We start from the raw sequence: 19,769 nt of genomic DNA on the forward strand, positions 1-19,769 counted from the left end.
CTTTGTAACAAGCGATGAAAGGTGGGTTGGTTGCCGTTATGAAGTTCTCAAAGAGGTACCGAGGTACCAGAACCAAACTGTTGCGCCGGTTGGCGGTGACCGCCGTAGCTGCGGCGACCCTGCCCGGTCTGGCCGGCATCTTCGGGGGGTCGGCGACCGCTAACGCGTTCTCCCGGCCGGGTCTGCCCGTCGAGTACCTGGATGTGTTCTCCGCGGCGATGAACCGCGACATCCGGGTGCAGTTTCAGGGCGGTGGGCCGCACGCGGTGTACCTGCTCGACGGTCTACGCGCCCGCGATGACTACAACGGCTGGGACATCGAAACCCCGGCGTTCGAGTGGTACTACCAGTCCGGGCTGTCGGTCGTCATGCCGGTCGGCGGTCAGTCCAGCTTCTACACCGACTGGTACCAGCCGTCACGGGGTAACGGCCAGGACTACACCTACAAGTGGGAGACGTTCCTGACCCAGGAACTCCCGGCCTGGCTGGAGGCCAACCGGGGCGTGTCGCAGAACGGCAACGCGGTGGTCGGCATCTCGATGGCCGGCAGCAGCGCGCTGACGTATGCGATCTACCACCCGCAGAAGTTCATCTACGCCGCTTCACTGTCGGGCTTCCTCAATCCCTCCGAGGGTTGGTGGCCGATGCTGATCGGGCTGGCGATGCAGGATGCGGGCGGCTTCAACGCAGAGAGCATGTGGGGCCCCTCGACGGACCCGGCGTGGAAGCGCAACGACCCGATGGTCAACATCGGTCAGCTGGTCGCCAACAACACCCGCCTCTGGATCTACTGCGGTACCGGCACCCCGTCGGATCTGGACTCCGGTGCCGCCGGTCAGAACTTGATGGCCGCGCAGTTCCTCGAAGGGTTCACGTTGCGCACCAACATCACCTTCCGCGACAACTACGTCGCCGCGGGTGGCACCAACGGTGTGTTCAACTTCCCCGAACAGGGCACGCACAGCTGGGGCTACTGGGGCCAGCAGCTCGAGCAGATGAAGCCCGACATCCAGCGGGTGCTCGGAGCCTCCGGCGCCGTCTAAACCACCCCACACAGGGAGCCTGCCGTAACCCCCGAACGGCAGGCTCCCTGCCCGTTTGGGTGGCTTTGTTCGCGAGTGCTACACCAGGGTCGTTCGAGCGGCCACGATCGCAGCCCTGGTGTACGTCTCGCGAACACAGTGGCGGCTTCGCGGGAACAAACCCCCCACGCCCAAGGTTGAGTCCATCTGACTGAACTTTGGAGGTGTGATGGCTGAAGCCAAAACAGTGCCCGTGCTGTTCGTGAGCACTCCGATCGTGCTGCCGTCGATGGTGGTGCCGATCGAACTCGACGATGCCGCACGCGCGGCCATTGAAGCAGCTAGGGCCGCCGCGTCAGATGGTTCGGGCGAACTGCTGATCGCGCCGCGGTTGGAGGACCGCTACCCCACCTATGGGGTGCTGGCCTCGATCGTGCAGATTGGCCGCATCGCCGGGGGCAACGGCACCGCAGCGGTGGTGCGCGGCGAGAGCCGTGCACACATCGGCGCCGGCGCCAGCGGCCCGGGCACCGCGCTGTGGGTCGAGGTGACCGAGGTCATCGAGGATCCCGCACCGGAGCACGTCAAGGCGCTCGCCGGCGAGTACAAGAAGCTGCTGCTGGCCATGCTGCAGCGCCGGGAAGCCTGGCAGATCATCGATTTCGTCAACCAGCTGAGCGATCCGTCGGCGCTGGCGGATACGGCGGGTTACGCCTCGTACCTGACGCAGGTGCAGAAGCGTCAGCTGCTGGAGACACCCGATGTCGCCGAGCGGCTCAGACTGCTGATCGACTGGACCGGCGAGCACCTCGCCGAGGTCGAGGTGACCGACAAGATCGCCGAGGACGTCCGCGAGGGCATGGAAAAGCAGCAGAAGGAATTCCTGCTGCGCCAGCAACTCGCCGCGATCCGCAAGGAGCTCGGCGAGGGTGAGCCCGACGGATCTGATGACTACCGCAGCCGCGTGGAGGCCGCCGACCTGCCCGACAACGTCCGCGAGGCGGCGTTGCGTGAGGTGGGCAAGCTGGAGCGCGCCGGCGACCAGAGCCCGGAGAGCGGTTGGATCCGTACCTGGCTGGACACCGTGCTGGACCTGCCGTGGAGCCTCACGACCGAGGACAGCTCCGACCTGAAGGGGGCGCGCGAGATTCTCGATGCCGACCACCACGGGTTGGACGACGTCAAGGACCGCATCGTCGAATACCTGGCCGTGCGGGCGCGTCGCGCTCAGCGCGGGCTGGAGATCGTCGGCGGCCGTGGCTCGGGTGCGGTGATGGTGCTGGCCGGCCCGCCCGGCGTCGGTAAGACGTCGCTGGGCGAGAGCGTGGCCCGTGCGCTCGGCCGCAAGTTCGTCCGCGTCGCCCTGGGCGGCGTGCGCGACGAGGCCGAGATCCGCGGTCACCGACGCACATACGTCGGCGCCCTGCCCGGCCGTATCGTGCGCGCGATCGGCGAGGCGGGTTCGATGAACCCCGTCGTGCTGCTCGACGAAATCGACAAGATCGGCTCGGACTTCCGCGGGGATCCGGCGGCGGCGCTGCTGGAGGTCTTGGACCCGGCGCAGAACCACACGTTCCGCGACCACTACCTGGACCTGGATCTGGACCTGTCCGATGTGGTGTTCCTGGCTACCGCCAACGTGATCGAGAACATCCCGTCGGCGCTGCTGGACCGCATGGAACTGGTGGAGATCGACGGCTACACCGCCGACGACAAGCTCGCCATCGCGCAGGACTTCCTGCTGCCCCGGCAGCGCGAACGTGCGGCGCTGACCATGGATGAAGTCGAGGTCACCGAAGTCGCGCTCCGCAAGATCGCCGCCGACTACACCCGCGAGCCGGGTGTGCGGCAGTTTGAACGGCTGCTGGCCAAGATGATGCGCAAGGTCGCGACCAAACTGGCCACCGAACCGGGTGCGGTCGTCCTCGACGAGGCCGATCTCGTTGACTACCTTGGCCGTCCGCGGTTCCTGCCGGAGTCGGCCGAGCGCACGGCGGTGCCGGGCGTCGCAACCGGGCTCGCGGTAACGGGTATGGGCGGCGATGTGCTCTACATCGAGGCCAATGCCGTCGGAAAGGGTGAAGCCGGCGAAGCGACTTTGACCCTGACCGGTCAGTTGGGCGACGTGATGAAGGAGTCGGCGCAGATCGCGCTGTCCTACGTGCGCTCGCACGCCGAGGCGCTGGGCGTCGACCCGACGACGCTGGAACGGCGGATCCACCTGCACGTGCCCGCGGGCGCGGTGCCCAAGGACGGTCCGTCGGCCGGTGTCACGATGGTGACCGCGCTGGTGTCGATGGTCACCGGGCGCCAGGTGCGCTCGGACGTCGGCATGACCGGTGAGGTGACGTTGAACGGCCGGGTGCTGCCGATCGGCGGCGTCAAGCAGAAGCTGCTGGCCGCGCAACGGGCCGGGCTGTCAACGGTTTTCATCCCGCAGCGCAACGAGGCCGACCTGGACGACGTCCCGGCCGACGTGCTCGACGCGCTGGAGGTCAAGCCGATGACCGACGTCGCGGACATCATCGCGCAGGCCCTGGTGCCCGCCGAGGACTCCGGCGCGACGGCCGCGGCCTGACCTGGGCCCAGCTCGCGGTGGTTTGTTACCAGTCGGGCCCGGGTACGTCAGCGCGAATGGGTACCTCTGACCGCAAGCAACTGGTCCAGAGCCTGCTGGAGCACGCCGGCACCACCTACGCCGACGAGGCGGGCATCCGGCTCAAGGACCAGCCGATGCCGCTGTTCGAACTGCTGGTGCTGTGCATGCTGGCCAGCAAGCCGATCGACGCCGCGATCGCGGTGAGCGCGGCCCGCGAACTCTTCGCGGATGGGCTGCGCAAACCCGACGCGGTGCTCGAGGCGGATCGTCAGCAGATGATCCGCGCGTTCGGCCGTGCCCACTACGTCCGCTATGACGAGAGCTCGGCTGACAGGCTCATCGACATCGCCGGGACGGTCCGCGACGAATACCACGGTGACCTCCGCCGGTTGGCGGCCGAGGCCGACGGCGATGCGGGCACCGCGGCTAAACTTCTCAAGCAGTTCAAGGGTATCGGCGACACCGGAGCCGACATCTTCCTGCGCGAGGCGCAGGACATCTGGACGTGGGCGCGGCCCTACTTCGACAACCGCGCCATGGACGGCGCGCGCAAGCTGGGGCTGTCGGGCAGGGCCGACGAGCTTGCCGAGCTGGCGCCACGGTCGACGGCGAAACTGGCTGCCGCGCTGGTCCGGGTATCGTTGGATGACGATCTGCGCGAAAAGGTTTCGTCGTCGCGATGATCCGCATTGGTACGTCGGGGTGGTCCTATGCGCACTGGGCCGATGTGCTTTACCCGCCGGGTTTGCCGGTGGCCAAAAGACTGGCTCGCTACGTCGAGGAGTTCGACACCGTCGAGCTCAACGCCAGCTTCTACCGCTGGCCCAAAGACAGCGCGTTCGCCGGGTGGCGTGAGCGGCTGCCCGAGGGCTTCACGATGTCGGTGAAGGCCCAGCGCGGCCTGACCCACTACCGCCGGCTGCGGGCGCCGGAGCCCTGGATCGAGCGCTTCGAGCGCTGTTGGATCGCACTCGGCGACCGCTCCGAAGCGCTGCTGGTACAGCCCCATCCGCAGCTGGAACGCGACGACGCACTTCTGGACACGTTTTTGCGCCTGATGCCCGACCGGATCCCAGTGGCGATGGAGTTACGTCATCCCTCGTGGGACGATCCTGCGGTGTATGCCCTGCTGGAACGCCGCAACGCGGCGTATGTGGTGATGAGCGGCGCGGGTCTGCGGTGCGTGCCGCGTGCGACGGCCGAGCTGGTCTACGTCCGGATGCACGGCCCCGACCAGAACTCGATGTATGCCGGCTCCTACCCCGACGATGAGCTGCGGCGCTGGGCCGACTGCGTCCTGGAATGGGACGCCAAGGGCAAGCGGGTGGTCGTCTACTTCAACAACGACCTCGGCGGGCACGCCATTCGAAACGCGCGGCTGCTCAAAGAGCTGACGGCTCGAACCGGTGACGCCGACGCCGACTCCCCGGCCATCATGCACCGGGAGTAAGCTCGTGTGGCATGACAACGTCGTCTACGATCGTCATTGTCGGTGGTGGCCTCGCGGCAGCCAAAGCTGCAGAAGCGCTGCGGGACAAAGACTTTGACGGTCATATCGTATTGTTCACGGCCGAAGAGCAGCTACCGTACGAGCGGCCTCCGCTGTCCAAGGATTACCTGGCGGGCAAGAAATCGCTCAATGACTTCACGGTCGCGCCCGCGCCCTGGTACCGCGATCACCACATCGAACTGCAACTGGGCACCGAAGTGACCGGTATCGACACCGCCGCGCACACCGTGTCCCTGCCCGACGGCGATCCGGTGCGCTACGACAAGCTGCTGCTGGCCACCGGTTCACGCCCCCGCAAACCACCCATTCCCGGCGCCGATTCGGCCGGTGTGCACTACCTGCGCACCATCGACGACGCGGACGCGCTCAAATCGGCGCTGGGCGACGGTGTTTCGCTGGCCATCGTCGGCGCGGGGTGGATCGGCCTCGAGGTGGCTGCGGTCGCACGTGAGCACGGGGCGGCCGTCACCGTTGTCGAAACCGCAAGCGCGCCGCTGCAGGCCGCGCTCGGGCGCGAACTCGGCGAAGTGTTCGCCCACCTGCATCGTGAGCACGACGTGGATCTGCGGTTGTCGACGACCGTGGAGGAGATCACCGTCGCCGACGGTGCCGCGACCGGGCTGAAACTCAGCGACGGCGCCACCGTGGCCGCCGACCAGGTGTTGATCGCCGTCGGCGCGGCGCCCAACATCGAGCTCGCCGAGGCCGCCGGGTTGGCGATCGCCGACGGTGGTGTGCAGGTGGATCCGTCGCTGCGCACCAGCGACCCGGACATCTACGCCGTCGGCGACATCGCGGCCGCTGAACATCCGCTGCTGGGCGTGCGCATCCGCACCGAACACTGGGCGAACGCGCTCAAGCAACCGGCCGTCGCCGCCGACGCGATGATCGGCAGACCCGCCGAGTACGCCGACCTGCCCTACTTCTTCACCGACCAGTACGACCTCGGAATGGAATACGTCGGCCACGCTCGCGAATACGACAGGGTGGCGTTCCGCGGCGACGTAGCCGGACGCGAGTTCACCGCGTTCTGGTTCGACGCGGACAGCCGGGTTATCGCCGGGATGAACGTCAACATCTGGGAGGGGCTCGACGACCTCAAGGCGTTGATCCAATCGCGTGAGCCGATCAGCCCGGAGCGGATCGGCGCCAGCTGAACGCATGGGGACGAAGAACACCGTGCGGTGGGCCTTGTTGGCAGCAGCGCTCACCGTCGCCGGCGCGGGCTGCTCGGGAGAACGGATCGTCAACACCGGCGAACCCCCGCCCACCACGCAGGCCAGCACAACGACCCCACCGCCCGCCGCGCCGAACAGTCGGCATCTGGTGGACGCATTCGACTATGTCGCGCATCCGGACGGCGCGGCCGTCTACTACTTCACCACCCCCAGCGGGCGGTGGGCCTGCGCGATCGTGCCACGGGTCAAGGCCGGCTGTCAGTCGGCGACGGGCTGGGGTTCGGCGCTCGGCATCTCCGGCGCACCCACATCGGTACCCGATGTGTCAGGCGAGGATGCGACACCCAACGCTGTCCTGGTCGAACGGGAGGGCGAGGCCCGGTTCGTCGCGCTCGACGAGCCAGGCTTCGCCCTGGCGACCACCGACTCCGATACGGCAGAAGTGTTGGACTTCAACAAAATCCTCAACGCAGCCGGCTTTCGCTGCAACGTGCAGGAGTCCGGGGTGTCGTGTATGAGCGAGGCCAGCGGCAACGGGTTCACGTTCTCCGCCGAGGGGTTCGCGCCGCACTACACCGAGGTTCCGCCCACGTCGCCATGACGCCTACCGCAGCGTCGCTGTCCCGTCGGAGTTGACGGCCACCTTGGCGCCTGCGATGTCGCCGCGCACCGTCTCGGCGGCTTCGGAGGCATCGGCGATGACCGCGAGCACACGTGCGTCATCGGGTGTGCGTACCGCGAGGAACGCCTTCTCGGGTTCCCCGTCGCGGCTGTAGGGCGTGGTCCACGATTCGACGGTGCCCACCCCTTCCCACTCGACGATCGACGTCCGGGTCGGTTGCCGGTCGACCGCCGATTGCGCATCCTCCCAGCGGAATTCGTGTGGCGGCGGTTCGGTGCCGTACACACCGAAGCTGTGCTTGGTGAGGTAGCCGCCGTTGGCGGTGATCAGACCGCGCTGCCCGGGGTGGGCGGCCAGGTGTTCGGCCATGCTGGCGATGGAATGGGTGACGTAGTTGTTCCACGGGCCGCCGGCGAACGTCAGCCCGCCGGTCACCGTGAGTGGACGGTCGGGGTCGCCGAGCGGCAGCCCCAACTCGTTGGCCGCGACCTGCACTGCCGACGGGAAGCACGAGTACACGTCGACCGCGTCGACGTCGTCGACGCCGATATCGGCCAACGCCAGCGCGCGCCGTCCGGCGATCCGAATCGCCGGTGAGGCACAGAACTCCGCGCGTTCACCGATGGCATAGGTGTCGTGGGCGTCGGTCCCCGCATACGGAAACACCCAGCGTTCGGTCGGAACCTGTAGATGCCTTGCCTTTTCGGCGGAGGCCAGGATGAGCCCCGCACCCTGGTCCACCATGTTGTTGGAGTTCATCAACTTGGTGTAGGGCCAGCTGACCATCCGGTTCTCGGCAGAGGGTTGCCAGATCGCGTCGGCCGAGCGTGCCTGCTGGCTCCAGGCGTGCGGGTTGTTCGCCGCCACCGCGGAGAACCCCGCCCACAGCTCACCGATGCGGCGCCGGTGCACATCCGGCGCATCGCCGGCGGCGATGCGCAGCGCCTGTTCGAACATCGGGTAGACGTAGGCCGGCCGGTCCAAGTGAATCCGCATATCCGCGGGTGCGGCCATCGGCACGCTTTCGTCGCCGCCCTCGGCGGCCGGCACCGACTCGTCCTGCCGTGTCCAGTCCGGTTTGGTGCCCTTGGCGCGCAGCCGTGAGCGTGTGCGCCAGGTCTCGGCGCCGGTGATCAGCACCACGTCGGCACGGCCGCCCTGGATGTCCAGACACGCCTGGTTGACCAACGACTGCGGCACATTCCCGCCGATGCCGGTGTATCGGGTGCGGGCATTGTCGGCCCGAATACGCTGGGCGACAAGAAGTCCCGGGTCGCGATACCGCCACGACAGCAGGTTGACCACCCGCACCGAGTCGACGGCCTCGAGCAGCCGGGGGTCGCCTGCCGCGCGGGCGGCGGCCGCCATCAGGTCGACCGGCTCCACAGTCGGGTCGTTCTCACGCTGGTTGACCTGGCCGTAGCCGATCAGCACGGGCGTCCTTGGGTCCATCATGGCCTTTCTGATGTGCGAAAAGTGCGCCATGCGTGATGAGCCGGTCGAGGTCCTCGGACGTCAAACCGAGCACCTTCTGGCATATCTCGCGGGTGTGCTCTCCCGGCATCGGGGCGGGACGCAGCGGCGCGGGCGCGATGTTGGTGTACGGCGCGGGACCGGTCTCGGTCGGCATCGGCGCTTCGAACAACGGATGTTCCAGGTCGGTGTACGGGCGGCGGAACTGCACCTGCGGATCGGCGAGGACGTCGATCGCCCTGTTCATCGGGGCCGCCGGTATCCCGTTCTGCTGCAGGATGTTCGCGACGTCGGTCTTTTCGCGGGTCCGGGTCCACGCCGCCACGTCGTCGTCGCCGACGACGGCAGCCAGGGCGGTGCGATCGGCGTCGGTACGTACGGACACCACGCACCATTCGTCGTCGCCCGCGCACGGATACACGCCGTGGACGGCGGTATCGTCGTCGACCGGCAGGCCTGCGGTGCGGGCGGCCGCCGTGGCGTACACCGTCGCCAACTGGTTGACCGCGGCTTCGGCCTGCGAGATGTGCACGTGCGCACCGGTTCCGGTGTTGCGACGCTGAATCAGCGCGGCCAGGGCCGCTATCGCGGTAATCCTCGCCGAAACGTGGTCGGGGAAGATGGTGGTGGCGTCGTAGAACTCGCCGGGCCCGGCGTCCGGAGATGTCCACAGCGATGTGACGCCGGTGGAGGCGCGTACCAGCGGGCCGTAGCCCATTCGGGCGCTCCACGGCCCGGTCGCTCCGAACGCGCTGCTTTCGGCAAGGACGATGCCCGGGTTGAGCTCTCGCAGCCTTTCATAGGAGAACCCAAGTGAGGCAAGCGTTCCGGGTTTGAAGTTGGCGAACACCGCGTCGGACTCGGCGATCAGACGTGCGAACACGGCCGCGCCGTCGCGATGGCGCAAATCCAGGCCGAGGCCGTACTCGTTGCGGTGCGTCAGCGCCCACGACCTACTCATCGTCATGCCCGGCGGGGCCTGGCGCAGGCCGTCGGGATACGCCGCACTTTCGATCTTGATGACCTCGGCGCCCAGATCGGCGAACAACCGGCCCAGCTCACCGCCTGCGACGATGACACCGAGATCGAGGATGCGCATCCCGTCGAACGGCCGGCGCACAGGTGCGCCACCGCTTTCCGGGCGTGCGGTGGTGTCGGCGGCCCAGGCGGCGTCGTCGGCGCCGGGCGCCGGTGCCGGCCGGGTCAGCCCGGCGCGGGTGCCGTCGACGACGAACGGCCCGGCGGGCACGACAGCGTCGACGCCGGGCGCCAGTTCGGTGCTGGTCAGCGCGCCGACATCACGGAAGTGGTTGGAGGACAACGTCTGCGCCGGGGTGTGGACCGCGGCGATCGGTACGCCGCGGGCTTGACCATCGGCTACCAAGTCTTCCATTGTCTGGTTTCTGACCAGGTCGGCGATGACGGCGTTGAGCTCCCGTGATACCGCGTAGCGCGCCGCGATCGTTTCGAACTCCGGGCCGGCGAACTGTGCAGGTTCACCGAGCCAGCCGAACATGCCGCGCCACTGGCGCGGCGAGAGCAGGCAGATGCGCACATAGCCGTCGCGGCAGGCGAAGATCGGGTAGATCTGTTGGTTCCGCGGCCGCCCCCGCCACAACTCGCTGGTCGGCTTGCGGCCGACGGCGGCCTGCCCCTCCGAGCCGTACGGCGGATCCAGTGACTGAAGCACACCCTCCAGTCGGGAGAAGTCGATGTAATCGCCTCTGCCGTCGCGTAACCGGCGAAAGTAGGCGGCCAGCGCGGCCCACGCGGCCTGCACCGCGGCCGTCGTCGACGCCACACCGGTGGGCGGCAGCACCGGGGTGCCCGTCGTCGGGCCGGTCCGCGACAACGCCGTCGACAATGCGTACAGCACCGCGTCGGTGGCCTGCCACGTCGCGTGCGGGCCTGCGGTGCCGAAGTCGGTGACCGATAGCGTGACCAGGTACGCGAACCGCTGCGACAGCGCGGCGCACGACGTGCCGAACGCGGCCGCCGTCCCCGGGTTGCCGCTGTCGATCACGATGTCGGCGGAAGCGGCCAGCTCGATCAGGCGGTCGCGGTCCGCGGCACGGGTGGCGTCGAGCACCGCGCTGCGCTTGTTGGCGTTGTGCAGTGCGAACCGCACGCTGGCGCCGGCCACGCTCGGCGCTTCGCGGCGCGCTTCGGCACCGCCGGGAGGTTCGATCTTCAACACGTCGGCGCCGAGGTCGGCGAACAACCGGCCCACGGCATCGGAGTCAGCGCCACCCAGGTCCAGCACCCGCAACGGCGCCAGCGGTCGCACCCGTTCGCCCACCACGACCGTGAGCGTAGTTGGCCACGATCGGGTTATTTCCCACCCGTGTTGGGTACCCTGTGCCGGAACATGACCGCTGAGCCGCTCTCCCCCACCCTCTCCGACGATGAGCTGGGGTTGATCGACGCCTATTGGCGCGCAGCCAACTACCTGTCGGTGGGCCAGATCTACCTGCTGGACAACCCGCTGCTGCGGGAGCCACTGGCCGCCGAACACATCAAGCCGCGCCTGCTCGGCCACTGGGGCACCACCCCCGGACTCAACCTCGTCTACACGCATCTCAACCGCATCATCCGTGACCGCGATCTCTCGGTGATCTACATCACCGGGCCCGGCCACGGTGGGCCGGGGTTGCTGGCCAACGTCTACCTCGAGGGCACCTACAGCGAGGTCTATGCGCAGATCTCCGAGGACGTCGACGGGATGCGAAAGCTGTTCCGCCAGTTCTCGTTCCCCGGCGGGGTGCCCAGCCATGTCGCTGCCGAGACGCCCGGCTCGATCCACGAGGGCGGTGAACTCGGATACGCGCTGGTGCACGCCTACGGCGCGGCGTTCGACAACCCGGACCTGGTGGTGGCGTGCGTGATCGGCGACGGCGAGGCGGAGACCGGTCCGTTGGCGGCGAGCTGGCATTCCAACAAGTTCCTCGACCCGGCCACCGACGGAGCCGTGCTGCCGATCCTGCACCTGAACTCCTACAAGATCGCCAACCCGACGGTGCTGGCGCGGATTCCGGCCGACGAGCTCGAATCGCTGTTGTCCGGCTACGGGTACCGGCCCATCACGGTCGCCGGCGACGACCCGGAAAACGTGCACCAGCAGCTGGCCACTGCCTTCGATGAGGCGTTCGACCAGATCGCGGCGATCCAGCGGGCCGCCCGGCTCGACGGTGAGCCGGGCCGTCCGCTGTGGCCGATGGTGGTGCTGCGCACCCCGAAGGGCTGGACCGGCCCCAAAGTGGTCGACGGTAAGAAGGTCGAAGGCACCTGGCGCTCGCATCAGGTTCCGCTGGCACAGACGCGCACCGACACCGAGCACAGGGCGCAACTGGAGTCGTGGCTGCGCAGCTATCGACCCGACGAACTGTTCGACGAGCACGGGGCGTTGCGGCCCGAACTGCGGGCGTTCGTGCCGAGCGGGCAGCGCCGGATGGGCGCCAACCCGCACGCCAACGGCGGTCTGCTGCTGCGCGATCTGGACCTGCCCGCGTTCGCCGACTACGCCGTGGACGTCGACGAGCCGGCGAGCCAAACCGCCGAGGCAACCCGGGTGCTCGGCACGTTCCTGCGGGACGTGATCGCGCGCAACCCGGATAGGTTCCGGGTGATGGGCCCCGACGAAACCGCGTCCAACCGGCTGTCGGCGGTCTACGAGGCGACCGACAAGGCGTGGATGGCCGAGACCAGCCCCGACGACGAAGACCTCGCCCCCGACGGCCGGGTGATGGAAGTGCTCTCCGAGCACCTGTGCCAGGGCTGGCTCGAAGGCTATCTGCTGACCGGCAGACACGGGCTGTTCAACTGCTACGAGGCGTTCGTCCACATCGTCGACTCGATGCTCAACCAGCACGCCAAATGGCTGTCCAGCAGCAGGGACCTGACCTGGCGGCGCCCAATCGCCTCGTTGAATTACCTTCTGACATCTCATGTTTGGCGTCAGGACCACAACGGTGCCTCGCACCAGGATCCCGGCTTCATCGACCACGTGGCCAACAAGCGCCCCGAGGTGGTGCGCGTGTATCTGCCGCCGGACGCCAACACGCTGCTTTCGGTGGCCGACCACTGCCTGCGCAGCCGCCACTACGTCAACGTGATCGTGGCAGGCAAGCAGCCGGGGCTGACCTACCTGACGATGGACGAGGCAATTGCGCACTGCGCCCGTGGGCTCGGGATCTGGGAGTGGGCCAGCAGCACCACCGGTGAGCCCGACGTCGTGCTGGCCTGCGCCGGTGATATCCCGACGCTGGAGACCCTGGCCGCCGCCGACATCCTGCGCCGCGAACTGCCGGAGCTGGCGGTGCGGGTGATCAACGTCGTCGACATCATGCGGCTGCAGCCCGAAACCGAACACCCGCACGGGCTTTCGGATCACGAGTTCGACGCGCTGTTCACCACCGACAAGCCGGTGATCTTCGCCTACCACGGCTATCCGTGGCTGATTCACCGGCTGACCTACCGTAGGACCAACCACGCGCACCTGCACGTGCGCGGCTACAAGGAGCGCGGCACCACGACGACCCCGTTCGACATGGTGATGCTCAACGACCTGGACCGCTTCCACCTCGTCATGGACGTCATCGACCGGGTCGACGGGCTGGCCGGGCGGGCCGCGGTGCTGCGCCAGCAGATGGTCGACGCCAGGCTGGCCGCCAACCGCTACACCCGCGAGCACGGCGAGGACGACCCGGCGATCGCCGACTGGACATGGGATCCCGACTTCGCGGGACCGTCGCTGTCCCAGGACGCCCGCGGCGCAACCGCCCGGTAGGATTTATCGTCGTGTCCGTCGCCGCCGAGCAACCGCATCCGCTGATCGAGCAGCTGTCGGTCCTGCATCGCTTCCGCACCTACGTCGATATCGGCATCGTCGTCGTGGTGCTGGCGCTGACGAACCTGATCGCACACTTCACCACCCCGTGGGCCAGCATCGCCGTCGTGCCCGCCGCCGCCGTCGGGCTGCTCGTTTTGGTGCGCTCCCACGGCCTGGGCTGGACCGAGCTCGGGCTGGGCCGCGCGCAGTGGCGCTCCGGGGTCGGCTACGCGCTGGCCGCGGTCGCGGTGGTGGTGTCGGTCATCGCGATCGGCGCGATGCTGCCGTGGACCAGGCCGCTGTTCATGAACAACAACTACGCGACGATCTCGGGTGCGCTGATCGCCTCGATGATCATCATCCCGCTGCAGACGGTGATCCCCGAGGAGCTGGCGTTCCGCGGTGTGCTGCAGGGCGCGCTGGACCGAGCCTGGGGCTTTCGCGGGGTGGCCGCGGCGGGGTCGTTGCTGTTCGGGCTCTGGCACATCGCCACGTCGCTGGGGCTGACCGCCAGCAACGTCGGCTTCACCCGGCTGTTCGGCGGCGGCTGGCTGGGCACGGTCGCGGGCGTCGCCCTGGCGGTGGCGGCGACCGCGGTCGCCGGATTCGTCTTCACCTGGCTACGTCGCCGCAGCGGCAGCCTGATCGCCCCGATCGCGCTGCACTGGTCATTGAACGGGCTCGGCGCGCTGGCCGCCGCGATGGTCTGGCACCTGTCCACCTGAGCCGCGTCTGCGTGCCCGGAACTGGCGGTTCTTCAGCTTGTTACCGCAGGTCGCCATGCTGCACCAGGTTCCGGCGTGGTTGCGGGACTTGTCGTAGAACGCCCACCGGCACTCGTCGTTGGCGCACGCCTTGAGCAATGACCATGTGCCGTCCTGCTGCGCGTCGCGCACGATCAACAGCAGCTCGACCAGCCGCTCCGACGACGAGTCACCGTCCACCGCGAGCCGAACGTCGCCAACGTCACCGACGTGGGCAGAGACCGTTCCGCCCGCCGCGACGGCGCGCAGCGGCGCCAACGCGGCGTCACTTGGGGCCGGGCCCCCGGCGTTGTGCACCAGCTGGGCGCGAAGCCCTTCTCGTACGCCGCGAAGCAACTCCAGGTCGGCGGCGCTCAGCTCGGCGTCGGCCCCCAGCAGACCGTTGTCGATCAACCACGGTCGCGCATCGGCGGGGTCGGCGAGGCGGTCCGGGCCTGCGGCCAGCTCGAAGGTGTTGACCAGCGACTGAACCCGGCTCAGGGGTGCGGGTGCCGGTTTGGTCTCGGAATCACCGAGCCACGTGCGGGCTGAAGTCATACCACCAGTCTACGGATAGTGACCGCCAAATCACGTTGACTAGTCATGGATGACCGGTATAGCCTTTTTGATAGTCATTTACCCAGGGATAGCGGATCGGAGCAGGGCTTATGACGATTGACAACGCGACGTCGTCGCCGGCGGCCAGTCGCCCCTCGGTACAAAGCTCCGCGTCGTTGGCGGCGCGGTTGACGGCACGGCTGCGGGCCGCCAAGTTCGACCGGCTGATCGCGGTCGGCGTGACGGCACCGCAGGGCAGCCCGCTCGCGGTGCACTACGTACGGCTCACGTCGGCGGCCGAACGCGCCAGCGTCGCACGCTCGCTGCGCAAAGCCGTTCGGGATGCGCGTTCCGGCGGGCTGCTGATGTCGTCGCGGCTGCCGATGCATGTGCCCAACATCAGCGCCGCCGAAGAGATGATCGACAGGGTCGTGCGCCGGCTGGAGTCCCCGCAGCCGGTCGGTGCCCGCGGGATGGCGCGGCTGCGCGAACTGTTGGCCGACGGGTCGGGACCGCTGTACCGGTTCGGCCGCGGCGACCTGACCGGCCGGCTCGGCGCGGCCCTCGCCGAGCTCTAGTAGACCGTCAGCACCGCCGCCCCCGACACCCGGCCGGCGGCGAGATCACTGAGCGCGTCATCGGCCCGCCCGAGCGGATAGCGCGGCGTCGTGACCTCGATGCGATGCCTGCCCGCGAACGCGAGGAAGTCACGGGCGTCGGCGCGCGTGTTGGAGGTCACCGACCGCATTTGGCGTTCCTGGAACAGGTGGCGCTGGTAGTTGAGCGGGGGGATGTCGGACAGGTGGATGCCGGCGATGGCCAGCGTGCCGCCGCGGTCCAGTGCCTCGAGCGCGGGGTGCACGAGGTCGCCGACCGGAGCGAACAAAATCGCCGAGTCCAGGGCTACCGGCGGTCTTTCGGCGACACCCTGCGCCGACGCCGCGCCCAGCGCGAGCGCGAGGTCTCGGGCCTGCTGCCCGCGGGTCATGACGTGCACCTCGAGGCCTTCGGCGATGGCGACTTGTGCGGTGAGGTGGGCGCTGCCGCCGAACCCGTAGAGGCCCAGCCGTCCGCCCGCGGGCACGTCGGCGCGCAGCAGTGCGCGGTAGCCGATGATGCCTGCGCACAGCAGCGGGGCCAACTCGGCGTCGGTGTATCCCGGCGGCAGATGATGGGCGTAAGCCGCCGGCACCGTGGTGAATTCGGCGTAGCCACCGTCGGCGTCCCATCCGGTGTAGCGCGAGTCCGGACAGAGGTTCTCGTCGCCGCGGGTGCAGTACGGGCACCGACCGCAGGTGTGCCGCAGCCATGCGACGCCGACCCGGTCGCCGACGGCGAACTGTTCGGCGGTGTCCGGCCCGATCTCGACGACCTCCCCGACCACTTCGTGCCCGGGTATCACCCCGGGCCGGTGCACGGGCAGGTCGCCCTCGGCGACGTGGAGGTCGGTGCGACAGACACCGCAGGCGCGCACGGCGACCAGTAGCTCGCCTGTGCCGGGCCGGGGCACCTGCGCGGCAACGCGTTCCATCGGGCCGTTGTCGATCGGGCCCGGTCTCGTGACCCGCCATGCGGTCATGGTCGAGGCGCTCATCCCCCCATTGTCGCGCGATGTGTTGTGGCACACCAGCGGTCAGCCGTTGAGTGGCCTATCGCACCCGCACCCATGTCATAACGAAGAAGTAACCTGGACATAACGGTCGGGGCTGATGCGAAAGGAAGGGGACCGATGAAAGCACTTGCAGCACTGGGTATCGGCGCGCTCGCGGCGGGCAGCATCGCGTTTGCGGCCCCGGCCAACGCCGGCTGTCAGGGCGGTTGGACACCATGGGGCGGCGGCACGATCTGCGACGGGCCGATCGCTCCGGACGGCAACTTCGAACGCTGCCAGACAGCAGGGGCGTTGGGCTTCGGGGGCACGAACTGCTTCATCGTGAACGTCGCCCAGGCCCAGCCGCCGTGGGTCGGTCCGTAAACGGAGCGGTCCACAGCGGCTGACGAAATCACGCCGGCGGCATCATCTCCGGTGCGCTCTCCGGCGCCACCGGAACGGGCTGACCGACGGCCGGTCGTGGTGCCGCGTTCGGGTCACCGGGCGGCGGGGGTGGTGCGTTCGGATCGGCCGGTGGCGGCGGGGGCGCGTTGGGATCCGGCGGCGGCAATGGCGCATTCTGGGGTGCATTCGGGTCCGCGGGAACCGCGGGCGCCGGTGCGGTGAAGGGCCGGATCGAGTTGGCCAACGTAACGGCCTCCTCCTTGGGCACCGGGTTGTTCGCGGTGCCCAGCCACACGACGAACCAGCGATCCGGGGTGCGCTGGCCGCGCGGTGTGCCGGGTTCGGTGGCCTCACCGACCACCCCGGCCCAGATCTGGCCGTTGGGCTTGTTCGTGTCGGTGAACTTCACCTCGTAGTAGGAGGCGACGCCGGGCATCCCGTCGGCATCCAGTTCGATGGTCTCCTGGTTGACGCGCGTGCCCGGGAACGGCATGAAGAACTCGCCCATGTCCGAAGCCAGCCGCTGGGCCGCCTTCGTGTTGTCGGTTTCCGCGCCGGCGAACAGCTTCAGATCGAGCCGTCCGAGCAGGATGCTGGTGTCGTTCGGCGGTTCGGCGCCTTCCGGGGTGACCTTCGTCAGCAGCGCCTGACCGTAGGACAGCTGGGTAGCGTCCGACACCTGCCATCCGGCCGGTACGACGAAGCTCAAGCCACCCGCGGCGTTGTCGACGCGGCCGGCGTCGGCCGGCGGCGGTGCGTTGGGGTCGGCCGGTGGCGGCGGTGCGTTCGGGTCGGCAGGTTGCGGCGCGACGCCCGGAGGCGGCGGTGGCGGCGGGACGCCGGGTGGCGGCGGCGGCGCGTTCGGATCCGCGGGCGGCGGAGGCGGTGCGGGCGCGACGCCAGGGGGCGGCGGCGCGTTGGGGTCTGCGGGAGGTGCCGGCGCGGCCGGCGGAGCCGGCGGTGGCGGTCCCTCCAGGAAGGTGTTACCGCTCGGCGGCGGCGGCGGTGGCGGTGTGGGCTCGGGTTGCGCCTGCGCCACCGTCGGCAGCGCGAGCGCCACCGCGGTGGCACCGGTCAACACGGCGGTCGCCAGCGTCCTCGTGCGGCCCTTACGGTGGTGAACTAACGCGTCCGGCTGATCCATGTGGAAGAAACTACCGTGTTACCGCCGTGACGCAAGTGTGAGTTGCTCTTATTGTGCTTAGATTTTTACTTGCTGAGGCCGCAGAAGTGCCAGAAGATGCCGAAGCCGACCGTTTGCTGGCGCCAAAAGGCCCCCGCGCGTCGCACGGGGTACTTCAACTGGTTCTTCGCGCCGACGGGTCAGCGGTGTTACGCGCTGGGGTGGAGCGCCACTTCCTGCGCCTTCACCGCGAAGTAGATCCGGTCGCCCGGCACCAACCGCAACTCGGCTGCCGACTCGGCAGTGACGTCGGCGGCCAGCCCCGGCGCCCCGTCGGGCTGGTCTTCGGCCCGCACCCGGATGGCCGGTCCGCGACTGTCGAGTTCGGCGACGATCACCTCGACGGTGTTGCGCGGGCTGCCGTGGGGTCTGTCCCGGTACACCGCGACAGCGGCCGGGTAGAACAGCGCGACCGCGGGGTCACCGGCCACCAGTTCGGCCGCCGGGTTGCCGTGCCAGGTGCGCCCCGTCGTCGTCCGCACCGCGCCGTCGTCGTCCACCACACCGTTGACCAGGTTCACCCCGGCGAACCGCGCCCCGAACCCGCTGCGCGGTGTCGCTAATACCGCTGCAGCAGAACCGGTTTCGGCGATCCGACCGGACTCCATCACGATCACCCGATCGGCCAGCGTCAGCACGTCGAGGATGTCGTGGGTGACCATCACCGCTGAGCCTCCGTTCTTGGCGAGCACCTTTCGCAGTACCTTGCGCACGGCGGTGGCCGCGACCACGTCCAGCCCCGCCAGCGGCTCGTCGAGCAACAGCACGTCGGGCTCGGCGGCCAACGCGCGCGCCAGCGCCACCCGCTGCGCTTGACCACCGGAGAGCTGACGCGGCATCCGGTCGGCCAACTCCGCCGCATCCACCTCCGTCAGCCAGCGGGCGGGCTGGCGGCTGCGCGGCGGAAACGCCACGTTGGCCGCGACGCTCAGATGCGGAAACAGCAGCGGATCCTGCATCAACAACCCGACGCGCCGGTCATGGGTCGCGACATGCACGCCGGCCCGGACGTCGGTGAGCACCCGCTTCCCCACGGCCACCACACCTTCGTCGGGCCGCACCAACCCGGCGATCACATGCAGCGCCGTCGACTTGCCCGCGCCGTTGGGGCCGAGCACCGCAAGCACCTCGCCCGATTCGACGGTGAATTCGACGTCCACACCGCGGCTTTCGACGACGGCGCGCACGCTGACCTCGGTCACGGCCGACTACCAGGCACTCGCACCCCGCAGCCGTCGGCTGCCGAGCCCGACCACCACGACGGCGGCCACGGCGACCAACAGCAGCGACAGCGCCACCGCCGCCTCGGGATCGCTCTCGCGCTGTAGGTAGATCTCCAGCGGCAGCGTGCGGGTGACCCCCTGCCTTGAACCGGCGAAGGTCAGGGTGGCGCCGAACTCGCCGAGCGCGCGCGCGAACGCCAGCACCGCCCCCGACACCAGGCCCGGCGCCAACAGCGGCAACGTCACCCGCCACCACACACTCGTCGGTCCCGCGCCCAGCGTCGCGGCCACCACCTCGTAGTCGGCGCCGAACGTACGCGCGGCGCCCTCCAGCGCCAGGACCAGAAACGGCAGCGACACGAACGTCTGTGCCAGCACGACCGCCGTCGTCGTGAACGCGATATCGACTCCCGCGGCGCTCAGGTACTGGCCGAGCAGACCGAGCCGGCCGAACGCGTACAGCAGCGCGATGCCCCCGACGACCGGCGGCAGCACCAGCGGCAACAGCACCAACGGGCGCACCACGCGGATCCACCGGCTAGTACTGCGAGCCAGCACCAGCGCCATCGGCACCCCGAACAGCAGACACAGCGCGGTGCTCGCGACCGCCGTGCGCAGGCTGAGCAGCAGCGCTGTCACCGACGACTCGCTGCTGATCAGCGAGAGGAAATTGGGCCAGTCGACCTTGGCCGCCACCGCAGCCAGCGGCACCGCGACGAACAGCGCGCCGACCGCGGCCGGCAGATACAGCCATCGGGGCAGGGCCGCTGACACGCTCAAACCGGCGCCGCTTCCCGCATCACAGCCAAACCTTAAGACACGTCCCCGGCGGAG

The 19,769-nt window shown here is 68.9% G+C and carries 17 protein-coding genes; 10 read left to right on the top strand and 7 right to left on the bottom strand.

Translation table 11 applies throughout. From position 1 onward, the window contains the following. Positions 1 to 38 precede the first annotated feature (38 nt). From ABQF13_RS17035 to ABQF13_RS17060, 6 genes are all read left to right on the top strand, one after another. The gene (locus tag ABQF13_RS17035; protein ID WP_448393950.1) at positions 39 to 1,043 is read left to right on the top strand and encodes an esterase family protein; all 1,005 of its coding nucleotides are present in this window, start codon (positions 39 to 41) and stop codon (positions 1,041 to 1,043) included. Positions 1,044 to 1,251: 208 nt separating this feature from the next. Then, on the top strand, positions 1,252 to 3,600 hold the full coding sequence (gene lon, locus ABQF13_RS17040) for an endopeptidase La (protein WP_448393951.1): 2,349 nt from the start codon (positions 1,252 to 1,254) through the stop codon (positions 3,598 to 3,600). Between the two features lie 56 nt (positions 3,601 to 3,656). Beyond that, positions 3,657 to 4,304: an HhH-GDP family DNA glycosylase gene (locus ABQF13_RS17045; protein WP_448393952.1), complete on the top strand. Its 648-nt coding sequence runs from the start codon at positions 3,657 to 3,659 to the stop codon at positions 4,302 to 4,304. Continuing rightward, positions 4,301 to 5,071: a DUF72 domain-containing protein gene (locus ABQF13_RS17050; RefSeq protein ID WP_448393953.1), complete on the top strand. Its 771-nt coding sequence runs from the start codon at positions 4,301 to 4,303 to the stop codon at positions 5,069 to 5,071. Before ABQF13_RS17045 ends, ABQF13_RS17050 begins: the two co-directional genes overlap by 4 nt. Positions 5,072 to 5,082: 11 nt before the next feature. Then, positions 5,083 to 6,288 (top strand): NAD(P)/FAD-dependent oxidoreductase, encoded by a 1,206-nt coding sequence (locus ABQF13_RS17055; protein WP_448393954.1) that lies wholly within the window; start codon positions 5,083 to 5,085, stop codon positions 6,286 to 6,288. Between the two features lie 4 nt (positions 6,289 to 6,292). Further along, on the top strand, positions 6,293 to 6,910 hold the full coding sequence (locus ABQF13_RS17060) for a hypothetical protein (protein WP_448393955.1): 618 nt from the start codon (positions 6,293 to 6,295) through the stop codon (positions 6,908 to 6,910). A gap of 3 nt (positions 6,911 to 6,913) precedes the next feature. On the opposite strand, the gene ABQF13_RS17065 is transcribed toward ABQF13_RS17060, so the two are convergent. Continuing rightward, complete coding sequence (locus ABQF13_RS17065; RefSeq protein ID WP_448393956.1) at positions 6,914 to 8,383, bottom strand: acetyl-CoA acetyltransferase; 1,470 nt, start codon at positions 8,381 to 8,383, stop codon at positions 6,914 to 6,916. Continuing rightward, positions 8,331 to 10,703 (bottom strand): CaiB/BaiF CoA-transferase family protein, encoded by a 2,373-nt coding sequence (locus ABQF13_RS17070; RefSeq protein ID WP_448394081.1) that lies wholly within the window; start codon positions 10,701 to 10,703, stop codon positions 8,331 to 8,333. Before ABQF13_RS17070 ends, ABQF13_RS17065 begins: the two co-directional genes overlap by 53 nt. A gap of 69 nt (positions 10,704 to 10,772) precedes the next feature. On the opposite strand from ABQF13_RS17070, the gene ABQF13_RS17075 reads away from it, so the two are divergent. Continuing rightward, a complete protein-coding gene (locus tag ABQF13_RS17075; RefSeq protein ID WP_448393957.1) occupies positions 10,773 to 13,190 on the top strand; it encodes a phosphoketolase family protein in 2,418 nt (805 codons plus the stop codon). A gap of 11 nt (positions 13,191 to 13,201) precedes the next feature. Then, positions 13,202 to 13,957, top strand: a complete 756-nt coding sequence (locus tag ABQF13_RS17080; protein WP_448393958.1) for a CPBP family intramembrane glutamic endopeptidase — start codon at positions 13,202 to 13,204, stop codon at positions 13,955 to 13,957. Here ABQF13_RS17080 and ABQF13_RS17085 read toward each other — a convergent pair. Next, positions 13,901 to 14,533 carry a CGNR zinc finger domain-containing protein gene (locus ABQF13_RS17085; RefSeq protein ID WP_448393959.1) on the bottom strand — a complete coding sequence of 211 codons (633 nt, stop codon included), beginning with the start codon at positions 14,531 to 14,533 and terminating at the stop codon, positions 13,901 to 13,903. The genes ABQF13_RS17080 and ABQF13_RS17085 overlap by 57 nt on opposite strands. A gap of 110 nt (positions 14,534 to 14,643) precedes the next feature. Here ABQF13_RS17085 and ABQF13_RS17090 point away from each other — a divergent pair, with 110 nt between their 5' ends. After that, the gene (locus ABQF13_RS17090) at positions 14,644 to 15,111 is read left to right on the top strand and encodes a hypothetical protein (RefSeq protein ID WP_448393960.1); all 468 of its coding nucleotides are present in this window, start codon (positions 14,644 to 14,646) and stop codon (positions 15,109 to 15,111) included. Here the strand turns inward: ABQF13_RS17090 and ABQF13_RS17095 are convergent. Continuing rightward, positions 15,108 to 16,127 (bottom strand): zinc-binding alcohol dehydrogenase family protein, encoded by a 1,020-nt coding sequence (locus tag ABQF13_RS17095; protein WP_448393961.1) that lies wholly within the window; start codon positions 16,125 to 16,127, stop codon positions 15,108 to 15,110. The two genes, ABQF13_RS17090 and ABQF13_RS17095, sit on opposite strands and share 4 nt — an antisense overlap. A gap of 135 nt (positions 16,128 to 16,262) precedes the next feature. On the opposite strand from ABQF13_RS17095, the gene ABQF13_RS17100 reads away from it, so the two are divergent. After that, positions 16,263 to 16,508 (top strand): CDGP domain-containing protein, encoded by a 246-nt coding sequence (locus ABQF13_RS17100; RefSeq protein WP_448393962.1) that lies wholly within the window; start codon positions 16,263 to 16,265, stop codon positions 16,506 to 16,508. Positions 16,509 to 16,536: 28 nt separating this feature from the next. Here ABQF13_RS17100 and ABQF13_RS17105 read toward each other — a convergent pair whose 3' ends face one another. The 3 genes from ABQF13_RS17105 to ABQF13_RS17115 all read right to left on the bottom strand — a co-directional run bounded on the left by ABQF13_RS17105 (position 16,537) and on the right by ABQF13_RS17115 (position 19,715). Continuing rightward, positions 16,537 to 17,673 carry an alanine and proline-rich secreted protein Apa gene (locus tag ABQF13_RS17105; protein ID WP_448393963.1) on the bottom strand — a complete coding sequence of 379 codons (1,137 nt, stop codon included), beginning with the start codon at positions 17,671 to 17,673 and terminating at the stop codon, positions 16,537 to 16,539. A gap of 188 nt (positions 17,674 to 17,861) precedes the next feature. Continuing rightward, positions 17,862 to 18,914 carry a sulfate/molybdate ABC transporter ATP-binding protein gene (locus tag ABQF13_RS17110; RefSeq protein ID WP_448393964.1) on the bottom strand — a complete coding sequence of 351 codons (1,053 nt, stop codon included), beginning with the start codon at positions 18,912 to 18,914 and terminating at the stop codon, positions 17,862 to 17,864. Positions 18,915 to 18,920: 6 nt separating this feature from the next. Further along, positions 18,921 to 19,715 carry an ABC transporter permease gene (locus ABQF13_RS17115; RefSeq protein ID WP_448393965.1) on the bottom strand — a complete coding sequence of 265 codons (795 nt, stop codon included), beginning with the start codon at positions 19,713 to 19,715 and terminating at the stop codon, positions 18,921 to 18,923. Positions 19,716 to 19,769: the final 54 nt, after the last annotated feature.

It is taken from the genome of Mycolicibacterium sp. XJ879, from assembly GCF_053483935.1.